General features: G+C 54.6%; 11 protein-coding genes. 5 read left to right on the forward strand and 6 right to left on the reverse strand.

What is annotated here, in order from left to right; translation table 11 throughout:
* Nucleotides 1–16: 16 nt before the first annotated feature.
* Nucleotides 17–802 carry a hypothetical protein gene (locus tag HPC62_RS04700; protein WP_172353973.1) on the reverse strand — a complete coding sequence of 262 codons (786 nt, stop codon included), beginning with the start codon at nucleotides 800–802 and terminating at the stop codon, nucleotides 17–19.
* Between the two features lie 558 nt (nucleotides 803–1,360).
* Between HPC62_RS04700 and egtB the strand changes: the two genes are divergently transcribed.
* Together egtB and egtD are read left to right on the forward strand one after the other, a co-directional pair.
* Nucleotides 1,361–2,629 carry an ergothioneine biosynthesis protein EgtB gene (gene egtB, locus HPC62_RS04705; RefSeq protein ID WP_205370504.1) on the forward strand — a complete coding sequence of 423 codons (1,269 nt, stop codon included), beginning with the start codon at nucleotides 1,361–1,363 and terminating at the stop codon, nucleotides 2,627–2,629.
* Between the two features lie 104 nt (nucleotides 2,630–2,733).
* The gene (gene egtD, locus HPC62_RS04710; protein WP_172353976.1) at nucleotides 2,734–3,711 is read left to right on the forward strand and encodes an L-histidine N(alpha)-methyltransferase; all 978 of its coding nucleotides are present in this window, start codon (nucleotides 2,734–2,736) and stop codon (nucleotides 3,709–3,711) included.
* On the opposite strand, the gene HPC62_RS04715 is transcribed toward egtD, so the two are convergent.
* From HPC62_RS04715 to HPC62_RS04725, 3 genes are all read right to left on the reverse strand, one after another.
* The gene (locus tag HPC62_RS04715; protein ID WP_216655325.1) at nucleotides 3,697–4,299 is read right to left on the reverse strand and encodes a cupredoxin domain-containing protein; all 603 of its coding nucleotides are present in this window, start codon (nucleotides 4,297–4,299) and stop codon (nucleotides 3,697–3,699) included. The genes egtD and HPC62_RS04715 overlap by 15 nt on opposite strands.
* 265 nt (nucleotides 4,300–4,564) lie before the next feature.
* Complete coding sequence (locus HPC62_RS04720; protein WP_172353978.1) at nucleotides 4,565–6,817, reverse strand: heavy metal translocating P-type ATPase; 2,253 nt, start codon at nucleotides 6,815–6,817, stop codon at nucleotides 4,565–4,567.
* Between the two features lie 12 nt (nucleotides 6,818–6,829).
* Nucleotides 6,830–7,024, reverse strand: coding sequence for a heavy-metal-associated domain-containing protein (locus HPC62_RS04725; RefSeq protein WP_172353980.1), 195 nt, complete (start codon nucleotides 7,022–7,024; stop codon nucleotides 6,830–6,832).
* 362 nt (nucleotides 7,025–7,386) lie between these two features.
* On the opposite strand from HPC62_RS04725, the gene HPC62_RS04730 reads away from it, so the two are divergent.
* Together HPC62_RS04730 and HPC62_RS04735 are read left to right on the forward strand one after the other, a co-directional pair.
* On the forward strand, nucleotides 7,387–8,064 hold the full coding sequence (locus HPC62_RS04730) for a GNAT family N-acetyltransferase (protein WP_172353981.1): 678 nt from the start codon (nucleotides 7,387–7,389) through the stop codon (nucleotides 8,062–8,064).
* Nucleotides 8,065–8,649: 585 nt separating this feature from the next.
* On the forward strand, nucleotides 8,650–10,719 hold the full coding sequence (locus tag HPC62_RS04735) for a Calx-beta domain-containing protein (protein WP_172353982.1): 2,070 nt from the start codon (nucleotides 8,650–8,652) through the stop codon (nucleotides 10,717–10,719).
* 85 nt (nucleotides 10,720–10,804) lie between these two features.
* Here the strand turns inward: HPC62_RS04735 and HPC62_RS04740 are convergent, their stop codons facing one another.
* Both HPC62_RS04740 and HPC62_RS04745 read right to left on the reverse strand, forming a co-directional pair.
* Nucleotides 10,805–11,860, reverse strand: a complete 1,056-nt coding sequence (locus tag HPC62_RS04740) for a zinc-dependent dehydrogenase (RefSeq protein WP_172353984.1) — start codon at nucleotides 11,858–11,860, stop codon at nucleotides 10,805–10,807.
* Between the two features lie 177 nt (nucleotides 11,861–12,037).
* Nucleotides 12,038–12,733, reverse strand: a complete 696-nt coding sequence (locus HPC62_RS04745) for an aldehyde oxygenase (deformylating) (protein WP_068511873.1) — start codon at nucleotides 12,731–12,733, stop codon at nucleotides 12,038–12,040.
* A gap of 437 nt (nucleotides 12,734–13,170) precedes the next feature.
* Between HPC62_RS04745 and HPC62_RS04750 the strand changes: the two genes are divergently transcribed.
* Nucleotides 13,171–13,986, forward strand: coding sequence for a carbohydrate ABC transporter permease (locus HPC62_RS04750; RefSeq protein WP_172353985.1), 816 nt, complete (start codon nucleotides 13,171–13,173; stop codon nucleotides 13,984–13,986).
* The last annotated feature ends 8 nt before the right edge of the window (nucleotides 13,987–13,994 follow it).

Consider the following 13,994-nt stretch of genomic DNA (forward strand, 5'->3'; position numbering starts at 1 on the left):
AACTATGCTAGGCAGACTAAGGAACCGATAAAATCTGCTTTGCGATAGAAACCGTTCTATCTATAAAGGTAGGCAAATCCTCTGCTTTTGTAATCTGAGTCGCCTTTAGCACTGCACCCACCCAGTGATCGGTATGCCAATTGCCAGATTCCAGCGCTGGCAGGTTAGATAACTCTGGATACGGATAAGGCGAAATGTACCAGTAGGGTTCACCATAGGACGGGTCGCCTGGCGATAGCCCCACGCCGAGGTACTTTGTGTCTGCTTCGGTGGAGCCAGCATAGGTCATTAGCGTGGCCATGTCAAAATGGTGGGGCCAGATGGCGATCGCCGCCGCTGCTGGGTTTTCTGCCACAATTTTGGCCAGCAGCGGTTGCGTTTGGGCAAAATAAGCTGCCACTGCTTCGCGCCCTGCGGAATTGCCAAACTCGAACGCGGCTCCGTGCGCCAGGAGGTGATCGGGGAAATCGTCGGGCGGATATTCCAGCAGCTTGATCGAGTCGGTGGCAACCCCCAGTTTTGCCAGTTCTGCTTTGTGCCAGTCGAGCGCCTGCTGCATGGTTTGCCCTGCCAGTGGCAAAGAGGCGATCGCTGCTCCATCTTTCAAAATTACGCTAGTCAGCAAACCGGGCAATAGCACCAGTTGGATTGACGTGTCGGGGATTGGTTTGCCGATAAAACCAAACAGCGCTTCGTCCCAATCCAGTGTCACCTGGCTCCCATCGGGCTGGGGTTTGCCCAGTGCTGCACCCACTGCTGCAATAAACTGCACTGCATAGTGAAGCTGAACACGATCAGACACAAGATCTTGAGGATTCATAGAAAGTCCGGGGATGCAGGGATGAAGGGATGAAGCAGAAAAGGAGTATCGGTTATTAATTCCTGTGTTTAAGTCTTTTTGGATATTTGCCCATATTTACCAATCATGTTTTATAGATCACATCGCAAATCAACTCGCAAATCGACAAGATGTCGATCACGCATTGCTAGTTCCACATTGCAGGTTCCACATCAACACTCTTTATGGATTTTCCTTTATGGATTTCCCTCTATAGACACTTTCTAATTAAACGCGCAAAACCGAAGCGAAAAATTAGAGCATTCTGAATGCTACCTGGAAAAGTTCAAATTCAGGATTCCCTAAAAGTCTCACTCTGCAAGTTGTCTTAAAAACAAAGAAAAGCTTAAAAATTGAGAAACACCTAAAGAAATCTGAGATTTCGCTGAGTCCTTGATGAGTGAAATCTCAGCCTTTATTGAGATGAGTTTTAGTGAAAATCGAGGTTATCATCATTTTGAATTTGAGATTCCTGTCAGAATCAGCACCATGTTATCTGAGCGTTCAACCGAGAGTTTAACCATGTCCCCTACGACCGTTGCAATTTCTGAGGCATTGCCTCCATTGCAGCACCAATATTCAGCAGTTCGTCAACTGAGCGAAACGCTCTGCCGTCCTTTAGAAATTGAAGATTATGGCATCCAGAGTATGGCAGATGTCAGCCCGCCAAAGTGGCACCTGGCCCATACAACCTGGTTTTTTGAGACGTTCTTGCTCTGTCCTTTTCTAAAGAATTACAACGTTTTTCATCCGAAATATAGCTATCTATTTAATTCGTATTACGAAGCGGTTGGAAATCGCCATCCTCGGGCCCAGCGGGGACTGCTCTCTCGCCCAACCGTGGCAGAGGTTTATCAATACCGGGCCTATGTCGATGACGCGATGCGATCGCTCTTTTCCAGCGTCCCGCTCTCCGCTGAAATGACTGCGCTAATCACTCTAGGGCTTCACCATGAACAGCAGCATCAAGAATTGCTGTTGACCGATATCAAACATATTTTTGCCACCAATCCTTTGCGCCCTGCTTATCGACCTGCCGCGCCAAAAACTGCTCTAGCTGCCACTGCACCACCCCTCCGGTTCGTCGAGTTTTCTGGTGGACTCCACACCATTGGACATCAGCAATCTGGCTTTGCTTTTGATAACGAAAGCCCTGCCCATCGCGTCTATCTCCAAGACTTTGCGCTGGCATCGCGCCTGGTGACGAATGGCGAGTATCTGGAATTTATCGAAGCGGGCGGCTATGAAAAGCCCGAATACTGGCTGTCGGAGGGCTGGGCGACGGTGCAGGCCCAGCGATGGACTGCGCCGCTGTATTGGGAGCAGATAGACGGTCAGTGGTGGGAAATGACGCTGATGGGAATGCAGCCGCTCAACTTGGCGCAGCCCGTCTGTCACGTCAGCTTATTCGAGGCGGATGCGTTTGCGAATTGGTGCGATCGCCGTTTGCCCACCGAAGCGGAATGGGAAATTGCTGCTGCGGGGATGCCCGTTGTCGGGAACTTGCTGGAGGGCGATCGCCTCCATCCCCAGCCTGCCAAAGATTCACAGCCTGTGGAGCAACTCTACGGCGACGTGTGGGAATGGACGCAGAGTGCATACCAGCCCTATCCTGGGTTCCGCCCTGCTGCGGGAGCAGTTGGTGAATACAACGGCAAATTTATGTGCAACCAGACTGTCTTGCGCGGTGGATCTTGTGCCACACCGCCTGGACATATTCGCGCCAGCTATCGCAATTTCTTTCCTGCAAGTACGCGCTGGCAGTTCAGCGGCATTCGTTTGGCAGTGTAGTCTGGTGTCCTAGACGAGTTCTTTTTCAATTCTCTATTCTGATGCACCAAGATGAAATCTTCTGTGCAGAACTATATGTATTCTAGGATTTCAAGGAACGGTTTATGACAGCGACGCTCAACTCTCAACTGCATTATCGCCCGGTTAAGCTATACGACTTTCAACCGCCGTTAGAGGACTTTCGATCGGCGGTGTTGGAAGGCTTGCAGCGATTCCCAAAGTCTATCTCGCCGCAATTCCTCTACGATAAGCGCGGATCTGAACTGTTTGACGCAATCTGCACGCTGCCGGAATACTATTTGACGCGAACCGAAGTCCAGCTTTTGCAAGACCACGCAAACGAAATCGCGACGTATCTGGGAAACGGGGCGCTGGTTGAGTTTGGCAGTGGCAGCAGTCAGAAAGTCCGCCTTTTGCTGGACGCTGCGCCTCAGGTGCAAACCTACATTGGGCTGGATATTTCGCGGCAGCACCTCTACGAAGCCTGTACTGCCCTGGCGCAAGACTATCCGGGGCTGGAGGCGATCGCCCTCTGCACCGACTACACGCAGCCGCTCCCCATCGCCCAGATTCCCGAGCTGCAAAACCGACACACCATCGGCTTTTTTCCGGGTTCTTCCATTGGTAATCTAGAGCCAGCGGAAGCCGTCAAGTTTCTGCAAAATGCAGCAGTGCTGGGCGACCTGATCATCGGCGTGGATTTGAAGAAACCTGCTTCGATCCTAGAGCCGGCCTACGACGACGCGCAGGGGATTTCCGCCGCATTTGCTCTGAACTTGCTGACCCGGATTAACCGCGAACTGGGCGCAGATTTTGACCTGTCGCTGTTTACCTATCGCGCCCGCTACGACGAAACATTTGGCCGCATTGAAATGCAGATTGTCAGCTTGGCGCAGCAAACCGTTCACATTGGCGATGCCAAAATCCGCTTTGGCAATGGCGAAACCTTGCGAACTGAGTACTCCTACAAATACACGTCCGATGAGTTTCAAATGCTGGCAATGGCGGCTGGGTTTCAGCCTATTCAGGTGTGGACGGATGCCCAGCAGCTCTTTAACATCCATTATCTAAAGCGTCTGTAAGGCTGAGTGGTTGGGATGGGTGGGTGCGGATGCAGGAGGGGCGATCGCACCCTTCTCTTCTGCGCCCTGGACTTCAACCACCCCCCGAAACATATTCATGCCGCAAGTAAACTCATATCGACCGGGTTGCGTAGGAGTGAACTCGATCGCAGTTGTTTGATTCAGCGGCAAAGCTTGGGCAATGCGAAAATCGGGAAAGCGGACCTCTTCCAGACAACTGCTAGGATCTTTGCGATCGAAATTGAGCCGCACCGGCTGACCCGCCTGCACCACGATCTGGCTTGGCTCATAGCCGCCATCCACCGTCACGGTCACTTCCTGGATGCCGCCCTGTGTCGTGGCTTTGCGCGACTTGGGTTTGCTGAGCAAAAACCACCAAAGCTCCAGCCCGATTAACCCCAACCCGCCTGCGGTGACCGCCACTTTAGCCCAAAGCGGTTGTTCAATTCGTTGGAATTGTCCTGCATTTTTAGAGGTCGAATGCTGTATTTCTGTGTGCGTTTCCTGGGCGATCGCCTCATTCGAGACCATTCCACACAGCATTCCGACGATTGCAACGCCGTTAATGAGTGCTGTTTTGTAAGTCATGTTCATCTCCTCCTAGATCGATGTCGCGAGTAGCGTTGCAAGTACTGTTTCAAGTAGCGTGCCAGAAATAAGACCCAATAGAAAACCAAAGCCTGCCAATGTGCCGAAAAAAGTCATGTGATTACTCATCGTTCTGTCCTTCCTGAGTAAATTTGGTCGCCGCACAGTTAAGCTACCGGATGAATGAGAATGCAAGGATAAGTCCAATCGCGAGCGATGCAATATATGTGCGCTGAACTGGACTTATCCGTATGCATCTCAGGCATCAGCTTAATCCTCTGGGCTGAAAGTTGCGTAAACGCAGCGCATTCGTCACCACAGACACCGAGCTAAACGCCATTGCCGCTCCTGCAATGATGGGATTCAGCAGCCAGCCAAACACGGGATAGAGAATCCCTGCTGCGATGGGAATTCCTGCGACGTTGTAGATAAAAGCAAAGAACAGGTTTTGTCGGATGTTTCGGAGGGTGGCGCGGCTCAGTTGAATTGCGGTGACGATGCCGTGCAAATCGCCAGAGATGAGCGTAATGTCGCTAGCGGCGATCGCCACATCGGTTCCCGTACCAATCGCAATCCCCACATCGGCCTGGGCCAGCGCAGGCGCGTCGTTGATGCCGTCGCCCACCATCGCCACAACCTTGCCTTCAGCCTGAATGGTTGCGATCACTGCCGATTTTTGATCAGGGCGCACTTCGGCAAAGACGCGATCGATTTCGACTTCATGAGCAATCACGTTTGCCGTCCGCTGGTTGTCGCCTGTGAGCATGACGACTTCCAAACCCATGCGCTTCAGCGTGCGAATCGCGTTCACCGAAGACGGCTTCACCGCATCCGCAATGCCCATCACCGCTTCCACGTTGCTATCCACTGCGATCCAAATCACCGTTCTGCCGAGATACTCCAGCCCGTCCCAGACAGATTGCAAAGCGCTGGTATCAATGCCGAGTTCATTCATCCAGCGGTGCGTTCCAATTTGCACAAATCGGCGATCGACATAACCCTGCACACCGCTACCCGCAACAGCTTCAAATTCTTGCGGGTCGGTCAGTTCCACCTCTTGTGTCCGGGCATATTGCACTACGGCTTCCGCCAGCGGATGTTCGGAATTGCGTTCGAGCGATCCTGCTAGACGTAGGAGGTCTAGCTCATGCTCGATGCCATTTGCAGGTACAAAATCCGTCACCGTGGGCTTGCCCTGGGTAATGGTGCCCGTTTTATCAAGGACAATGGTTTGCAGCTTGTGCGCCAGCTCCAGACTCTCTGCCCCTTTGATCAAAATGCCGTTTTCTGCGCCCTTGCCCGTACCCACCATGATCGAAGTCGGCGTGGCCAGCCCCAGCGCACAGGGACAGGCAATAATCAGCACACCGACGGTCGTGATCAGCGCCATCGTCACATTGCCCATGAGGTTGAACCAGAGGACGAACGTGAGAATGGCGATCGCAATCACCGCAGGCACAAACCACCCCGTCACCTGATCTGCCAATCGCTGGATCGGCGCTTTGGAACCCTGCGCCTGCTGCACCAGCTTGACGATTTGCGCCAGGAACGTATCTTTGCCCACGCGAGTAGCACGAAACTTAAAGCTGCCTGTTTTATTCAGCGTTGCGCCGATCACCTCATCGCCCGCCTGCTTTCTCACAGGCACGCTTTCTCCCGTCACCATCGCCTCGTCAATCGTGGACGCGCCCTCTACAATCTCGCCATCCACCGGAATCTTTTCGCCCGGACGTACCCAGACCACATCCCCCAGCACTACCTCCGAAATCGGAATGTCGAATTCCTGCCCGCTGCGAATCACCCGCGCCGTGCGAGGTTGCAGCCCAATCAGTTTGCGAATTGCCTCGGAGGTTTGCCCCCTGGCGCGGTTTTCCAGCAGCCGCCCCAGCAGCAGCAGCGCAATAATCACCGCCGCCGCCTCGAAATACACATCGGGACTCAGCCCCTGCGCGAGGAACCACTGCGGCGCAAACGTGGGAAACAGCGAGTAAAGAAACGCTGTGCCCGTGCCCACTGCCACCAGCGTATCCATCGTGGCGGTGTGCCGCTTCAGCGCTTTCCAGGCGTTGATGAAAAAGCTGCTGCCGGCCCAGAGCATCACGGGTGTTGTCAGCACAAGCTGAAGCAGCGGATGGTGCAGCCACATCGGAATCAAGGGAATCGGCAGCCCCGTCATCATGGGTAGTGAGCCAATAACCAGAACCGCGCTGACCCCGCCGCTCAGCCAGACTTTGCGAACCAGCTTGCGGTGCTCGTCCAGACGGTTCTGCTGCTCTTCATCGGCAAGGGGCGCAAGTGCATCATCGCTCATCGGCTGCGCTCCGTAGCCCGCTTCTTCTACGGCAGCCTGAATTTGGGCGATGTCCGTTTTGCGCTCATCGTAGGTGACCGTTGCCTGCTCTGCACCGAAGTTGACGCTGCACGCCTCTACACCCGGCACTGAACCGATGGCTTGCTCGATATTGTGGGCACAGGCGGCGCAACTCATGCCGCGCAGCCGAAAGGTTTGATCTTGCATTGAGTAACCCCCTCACGCGATGGTGTATCCGGCCTCGGCGATCGCCCTGCGGAGGTCTGCTTCTGCGGCCTGGGTGTCCACGCTCACTTGCTTGGTTTTCACGTCAGTTTGCACAGTTGCCGCAGCATCGATGGTTTGGATTGCTTTGGTGATGGTGTCGCTGCACGCCGAGCAGGCCATATCAGGAACCGTGAATTCGTAGGTCATGGTGAAAACTCCCTGGTTTTGCCACAGTCTTTGGAACTGCTTCTATCTTGAAGCCTCCAGTCTGCTAGAGAGTCAAGAGCCTGGGTGATACGTTTTTTGTCACAGGCTGGAGAGTTTGCAGCGGAGCGCTTTGGGAGCGGTTTCAGGACGGTTTGGGATCGCTCGGTTCGATAACTTGTGTTCAGATACCAGCAGCAGAGATTTGCAACCTCGACGGTGGTCTGAACGCCTCGTAGCTGGTTCACTTCAGCCATGCGGTGTTGGCAGCAAGCGGGCTGAGCCGGATCGGCCCACCCGTGCATACTGCCGCCTCATACGTATCAAAGTTCTGTCCCCATTCGTTGTTTCAAAGGAGAAAGCCAATGCTTTCGCAGATTTCCCCCATAGAGGAAAAAGTAGAACAAAAAGTAGAACAAAAAACGCAGGTTCCCACAGAACTGCCCCAAGCTCCCCACGTCACAAAGCCCGCATCGGCGCTGTATCCCTTGCCAGTCCGTTCCGCTGCTGCAAGAATCCTTGACCGAGCAGCCAACCCAGAACTGATCCAGATTCGCCATGTCCAGGCTGGAGACATAGATAAGCTACATAGCTTGCTGACGAGTCCGGATGTCGTGTACTGGACGAGTAAGATGCCCTGCGTTGTTGCAGAAGAGATGCGTGAGCAGCTAAACAATCCGCCTGCGGGTCACTATACGCTGGTTGCGACATACAACCAGAGCGTTGCAGGCAGTCTGGGCTTTTCGACCTGCCTCCAGTCCCGGATGCGTCACATGGGCCACATCAGCACCGTAGCCGTGCATCCTAACTTTCGCGGCTATGGCGTGGGGACGGCATTGGTCAAAGCTGCGATCGACTTGGCAGACCAGTGGTTTAACCTGCATCGGCTAGATCTGATGGTCTACACCGACAATGACGCGGCGATCGCCCTCTACCAAAAATTCGGCTTCGTAACCGAGGGCGTGCTGAAGGACTACGCTTTTCGCGCTGGAGCATATACCGACGTGCAGGTGATGGCGCGATTTGCCAAGCGCGGGATCTAGTCGCGCCAATCTAGCACCTTACCTAGGGCATGTTTTAAAACCCTTCGATCCGGCCGCCTGCTTGGTGCTGTGGTGGGTGCTGGCAGTTCGCGGGCCTTACCTAGGGCATGTTTTAAAACCCTTCGATCCCCCCCCTAGCCCCCCTTAAGAGCTAATTTATGAAGCAAATCTTAAGAAGCCTGAAACTCTTGGCATGTGTGGCTTTGAGGTCATGTTTGCCCAGGAAAAGCGGTTTCTCGGAAATCCTTGATTAACAAGGCTTTCAGGCTCCTTTACAAATTAGCTCTAAAAAGGGGGGAACCGAGCCGACCCACTCCGGAAGTCCCCCTTATTTTTAGCAAAGCGGCCCGTAAGCGCGGGGATTTAGGGGGATCAACTCAAGGCAATCAACGACCTAGAAAGTTTTAAGACACTGCCTAGTGCCTTATCTGGCGAATCTTCAGAAAACGGGCGATCGCAGCATGATTTTCGTGCTGACAGAGTTCCCTAGCCTTTTTTACCCTACCTTCTTCGTTCTTCTCTCTTCGTTCTTCGTTTTTTCCTTTTCCCTGTTCCTTTCCAAACCCTCAACCCCAACACTTACTTATGTCTATCCTCAAAGTGAATTCCGAGTTTCGTATTAACAACCGCCCTGCTGGCAGCCAATACGGCGCAGCGATTGCAACCGATGCTGACGGAAACTTTCGTGTTGCTTGGGAAGAAGCGTTCGATGGACGAAACCGAATCTATACTCGTCGATTTCAAAAAGACGGTCGGCCACTGAGCGACGATACCCTGGTTCAAGATGTGGCTTCCAGCCCGGCTATTGCGATGGATCGGGACGGCAATGTGGCGATCGCCCATACCTTGCCAAACCAAAGAACCAATAGCCCTGATATTTATGTCTCGCGGCTGACTAGCACCGACCGCAACCAAAACGGCTTCTTTGCTGTGGAGCTTGAGGGTTTCCAGGGTGATGCGGCGATCGCCATTAGCGATGACGGCAGCTACATGGTGACTTGGACGAGCATTGGTCAAGATGGGGATGGCGCTGGAGTCTATGCCCGTCAATTTAACGCCGATGGGTCGCCTGCGGGAGCCGAAGTGCGAGTAAACGCAACGACTCGCGGCAATCAATTTGACCCGGCGATCGCCACAGACGGCAAAGGCAACTTCGTCATCACCTGGTCAAGCGTTGGTCAAGATGGCAGCGGCTACGGCATCTATGCCCAGCGATTTAATGTCAACGGCCGACCGGTCGGCGGCGAACTTCCCGTCAACCTGACCACCGACAACGATCAATTCGGCGCAAAGGTGGCTATGGGCGCAGATGGTTCGTTTGTCATAGCCTGGGGTTGCCAAATTGAAGGGCTGGTCGCCCGACGGTTTGATGCCGCAGGGCAGCCCCTCAGCGACGAGATTCAAGTCAGCCAGACTCCGACAGGTTCCCACTATGCCCCCAGCATTGCGCTCGATTCCCAAGGCAACTTTGTGGTTGCGTGGGCCAGTACCCAGGAGCGCAATGATGCCGACATCTATATGCGTCGCTTTAGCGCCACAGGCATTCCCCTCAGTGATGAGCTGCGGGTAAACTCCCACACTCCAGGCCTCCAGGTTGCCCCAACGGTCGCCATGCAGGGGGATGGCAATTTCATCGTTACTTGGCAAAGCCTGGGGCAAGATGGCGACGGCTACGGCATCTATGCCCAGCAGTTTGAGATTGCATCGGTGGTGTCCTTTAGTCAGCCCACCTATCAGATCGGCGAAAACGGCGTGCCCGTCGGCGCACAGGTGACGGTGACGCGCTCTAGCGACTTACACCTGGCCTCTCAGGTTGCTTACGAAATTACTGGCGGCACCGCAACCAACGGCTCAGACTATATCCTACCTCAGTCAGATTTCATCTTATTCCAGCCTGGCGAATCGAGCAAAACAATTACGATTCCCATTTTGCAAGATACGCTCATCGAAGGCGATGAAACAATTGTGATGCGGCTGCTTGAGGTGCAGGGCGGAAATGCGATTTTGCAGGGCAACCGAGAAGCAACGATCACGATTTTAGACGACGATCGCCCTGGGGGTGGCATCAATCAGCCCGGTCGTCCTCAAGATCCACTGCTGCCGCAGCCGCCCAACGCTGCACCCATTGGAGCGCCTATTGGAGCGCCCGTGGGACTGCCAGATCTGTCGCCCGCACCCGGAATGCGATCGCTCCGAGGCACCAACCGCAAAGATACGCTAACAGGCACGAATGCGGGCGAAATGCTGGTGGGTTTGCGGGGGAACGATCGGCTCAATGGGCGCGGCGGGAACGATATCTTGATTGGGGTAAATCCCAACACGCGCGCGCCAGGGCGAAACGAAATCGACCAGTTGACGGGCGGGCCCGGACGAGATCTGTTCGTGCTAGGGGATCAGCAGCGCGTTTTCTATGACGACGGCAAGCGGAATAGCGCTGGACTCAAGGATTACGCGCTGATCAAGGATTTCAACCGACAACAGGATGCCATCCAACTGCACGGCAAAGCCTCCGACTATCGCCTGGGTTCCGCACCCAAGGGACTGCCCAAAGGGAATGCCATTTTCCTAGAAACCGGACGCACGGATGAACTGATTGCGATTGTTCAGGGGAACGGCAAGCTGAATCTCAATAGCACAATGTTCCAGTTTGTCTAAGCTCAATCTGATGAACAAAAGAGGGATGGAGCCATGCAGGTTCCATCCCTCTCGCATTAACTCGCATTGAAGTAGATAAGTATCGTTAGCCCTGCCCCACGTCAATCAGGATTTTGAACGTGTCGGGGGTGGGCGACACGGCGCGATCGACCGCAGCGGCGAGGTCACTCAGCGGAAAGCGATCGCTCACTAGGGCATCCACATCGATTCGTCGGTTGAATACGATATCGGCAGCGAGGCTCTGCACCTTATAAGACGAACTGTAGCTGCCCATCAGGTCAATCTCGCGGCGATAGAGAATGTTGGGATTAATCGGAATCTCCACCTCATCGGGAAACTCGGCAAAGAATAGAATTTTGCCGCCCTTGCGGGTGCAGTCGAGTGCCTGAAAGAATGCCTTGTCGCTGGGAACCGCCAGCAGCGTCGTGTCTACGCCCATGCCCTGGGTCAGCGCGTGAATTTTTGCGGGCAGGTCTGGGTCGCGCGGATCGAAGGCGGCCTCGGCCCCAAGCTGGCGAGCTTTTTCCAGGCGAGACGGGATCAGGTCAGTGGCGATCGCCCTTGCGCCAAAATACTTCACCAGCATCACAAACATCAGCCCAATCGGCCCCGCCCCCGTCACCAGCACCGTCTGTCCGGGCTGCACCTGCGCCTTCTTCACCGCCTTCAGGCAGCAGTTGGTCGGCTCCACAAAGCTGGCCTGCTCAAAGGTCACGTCGTCGGGAATTTCGATTAGCCCGCCGTGCTGCACAATATGCCCCGGCACTTTCACATATTCCGCAAAGCCGCCGCCGCTGGGCGCAAACCCGGCCGTCGTGCTGATGCTTTTATACACCTCGCACATGGAGTAATTTTCATTCAGGCAATAGCCGCAATGCATACAGGGAATGTGGTGCAGCACGACCACCCGCTGCCCCGTCCGCCAGCCCCGCACCGCGTCGCCCACCGCCGCAATTACGCCCGCCGTTTCATGCCCAAAGATGCGCGGCGGCTCATACAGCGGATAGCGAATCTTTTTGATATCCGACTGGCACAAGCCCACCACCCGCACCTGCACCAGCACCTCGTCTGCCGCCAGTTCTGGCACGGGCACGTCTTCGTAGCTCAGTTGATTGACTCCGCGAAATACCTGCGCCTTCATGGAAAATCCCTTTCACTCAACAAGATTAGGATACGGTGTGGCGCGGTCATCCTTGGGCTGTGGACAGCATAAAGCGGGCAAAAATTGTCACAAACCATCTCCCCCAGCCCCCCAGGGAGAAAAGAATCGAGCCGCTCAGGGGACTGGGGAAAGCAGGACTAGAGGGCGATCGCCCGTCTAGGCAGCCGACAGCCCGTAGGCAGACATCCGCATGATGTCGCGAGTGGTGAAGCCGATGTTGCTCAGCGCTTCGCCGTAGCTGATCATGAAATCCTCTACCAGGGCTTCTTTTTCCATGCCCAGTTCCTTGGCATCGTTTTCCACCTGGTTCAGCATCCGCCACACCAGCGGCAGGTTTTGCTTGTTGGCTTCCTCTAGCTCTGCCTTAGATGCTTCAAAGTTCGCCTTCAGCCATTCTTCGCCAAAGTTCAGGTGCAGATACTCATCCTTCACCACGCCTTCGGTGATCTTGCGGGCAAAGTCATCTGCCACCGGAATGTAGATGTTGTACGCAGAAATCGCAAAGCACTCGATAATCAGCGACTGAATCAGCAGGCAGGTCACGATTTTGCCCTGGGCCGCGGCCTCCTGAAAGTTGCGGTGCAGGTCAGCAAAAAATTCCTTAGCAAAGGCCATGTCTGGCTCAACGGACAGGTTCCGCCCACAGGCCTGAAAGCCCTTCTTGTGGCGGCTTTCCATCTTCGACAGGCCGATCAACTGGTCTTTGTGATCAGGCATCAACTCTGCAAGGCGCTGGTAATTGTCGAAGGCTTCCTCTTCGCCCTCAATCACAATGGCGTTGATGCGGCTGTAGGCATCTTTATAGACGGCACTCTGATAGTCGAGTTCTGGGGTAAGCTCAAGCTGCGGCATAGTAGGGTCGGTCTCCTGACTGAGGGTCAAAACGGTGGAAAACAAGCTCCTGTAAGTCTGTTCGGGCAGCGCTGAGGTCGGCGGTGTCCAGAACGTTTAGACGAGAGCGAGTGGGCAATGGCGGCAAATCGAGCCGTGACGTTAAGCATTGCGGGGTCAGTCTGTCTGCTGGCGTGGTTTGGAGGAAAGTCTCAAACTTGCAGCAGCTTTGGGAAGAAACCATTGTAAAGAAATCGGTGCCCTAGTTTGCTTAACTTAAGATATGCCCAAACTCTACTCTACTGGGTTTCGGCATGGAATGGTTAAACTAGAGTCCCCTTGTAGCTGATATCCTGTTCAACGACATCATAGATTTATATCTATGCCCAAGCCTAAACCGTTGATCCATACTGTATCGCACAAGATTTCGCTGCTGGCTCCTTCTCTAGAATCACGTTATGCTCTCTAGTCGGTTTCCCGGCCTGTCGTTGAATCTGTGGCGCTGGCTCAACGGGCTACTGCTGGGCCTGGGGGCGGGGCTGGTGCTGCTGCCGCTGGGTGTGGTGCTGTGGACTTCGTTTCAGACCGGAGATAGGGCAGGGCTGACGCTCGACAACTATCGCCAAGTGTGGGCGCGGGGGCACTTTCTGGGGGCGATCGCCAACTCTACCTTCGTAGCGCTTGCCGTCACCGCCCTGCAAATCCTGCTCTCGGCACTGGCAGGCTATGCCCTAGCGAGGTTTCGCTTTTGGGGACGACAGACTGTGCTGGCGCTGGTGCTGGCGACGCTGGTGATCCCGTTCCAGCTTTTGGTGATTCCGATTTTTTGGGTATTAAAAACAGGACACCTGATCAATACCTACGGGGCGCTGATCTTGCCGACAGCAGTCAATGGATTCGGCATTTTCCTAATGCGACAGTTTTTTCAGACCATCCCCATCGAGCTAGAGGAAGCGGCCGCGCTAGACGGTGCTACCCGTCTGCAAGTGCTGGGGCGGGTTGTGCTGCCGCTGGCCCGACCCGCGCTGGTGACGCTGTTCCTGTTTACCTTTATCGGCGAGTGGAATGATTTGTTTAAGCCGCTGGTGTTCACGACGCGCCCAGAGTTGCGAACCGTGCAACTGGCGCTGGCGGAGTTTCAGGAGCAGTTTACGAATAGCTGGTCGTTGCTGATGGCGGCGGTAGTGCTGGTGACGGTGCCTGTGGTGGTGCTGTTTGCAGTCGGACAGCGCCAGTTGATTGGCGGCATTGCGACGACGGGGCTGAAGAATTAAGCACCTGA

The sequence above is a fragment of the Thermoleptolyngbya sichuanensis A183 genome (assembly GCF_013177315.1).
Classification (GTDB): Bacteria; Cyanobacteriota; Cyanobacteriia; order Elainellales; family Elainellaceae; genus Thermoleptolyngbya; species Thermoleptolyngbya sichuanensis.

Coding starts and splice junctions, on each gene's coding strand:
- HPC62_RS04715 (WP_216655325.1), bottom strand. CDS start 4,299: ATGACTTACAAAACAGCACTCATTAACGGCGTTGCAATCGTCGGAATG.
- HPC62_RS04740 (WP_172353984.1), bottom strand. CDS start 11,860: ATGAAGGCGCAGGTATTTCGCGGAGTCAATCAACTGAGCTACGAAGAC.
- HPC62_RS04730 (WP_172353981.1), top strand. CDS start 7,387: ATGCTTTCGCAGATTTCCCCCATAGAGGAAAAAGTAGAACAAAAAGTA.
- HPC62_RS04750 (WP_172353985.1), top strand. CDS start 13,171: ATGCTCTCTAGTCGGTTTCCCGGCCTGTCGTTGAATCTGTGGCGCTGG.
- HPC62_RS04725 (WP_172353980.1), bottom strand. CDS start 7,024: ATGACCTACGAATTCACGGTTCCTGATATGGCCTGCTCGGCGTGCAGC.
- HPC62_RS04745 (WP_068511873.1), bottom strand. CDS start 12,733: ATGCCGCAGCTTGAGCTTACCCCAGAACTCGACTATCAGAGTGCCGTC.
- HPC62_RS04720 (WP_172353978.1), bottom strand. CDS start 6,817: ATGCAAGATCAAACCTTTCGGCTGCGCGGCATGAGTTGCGCCGCCTGT.
- egtB (WP_205370504.1), top strand. CDS start 1,361: ATGTCCCCTACGACCGTTGCAATTTCTGAGGCATTGCCTCCATTGCAG.
- HPC62_RS04735 (WP_172353982.1), top strand. CDS start 8,650: ATGTCTATCCTCAAAGTGAATTCCGAGTTTCGTATTAACAACCGCCCT.
- egtD (WP_172353976.1), top strand. CDS start 2,734: ATGACAGCGACGCTCAACTCTCAACTGCATTATCGCCCGGTTAAGCTA.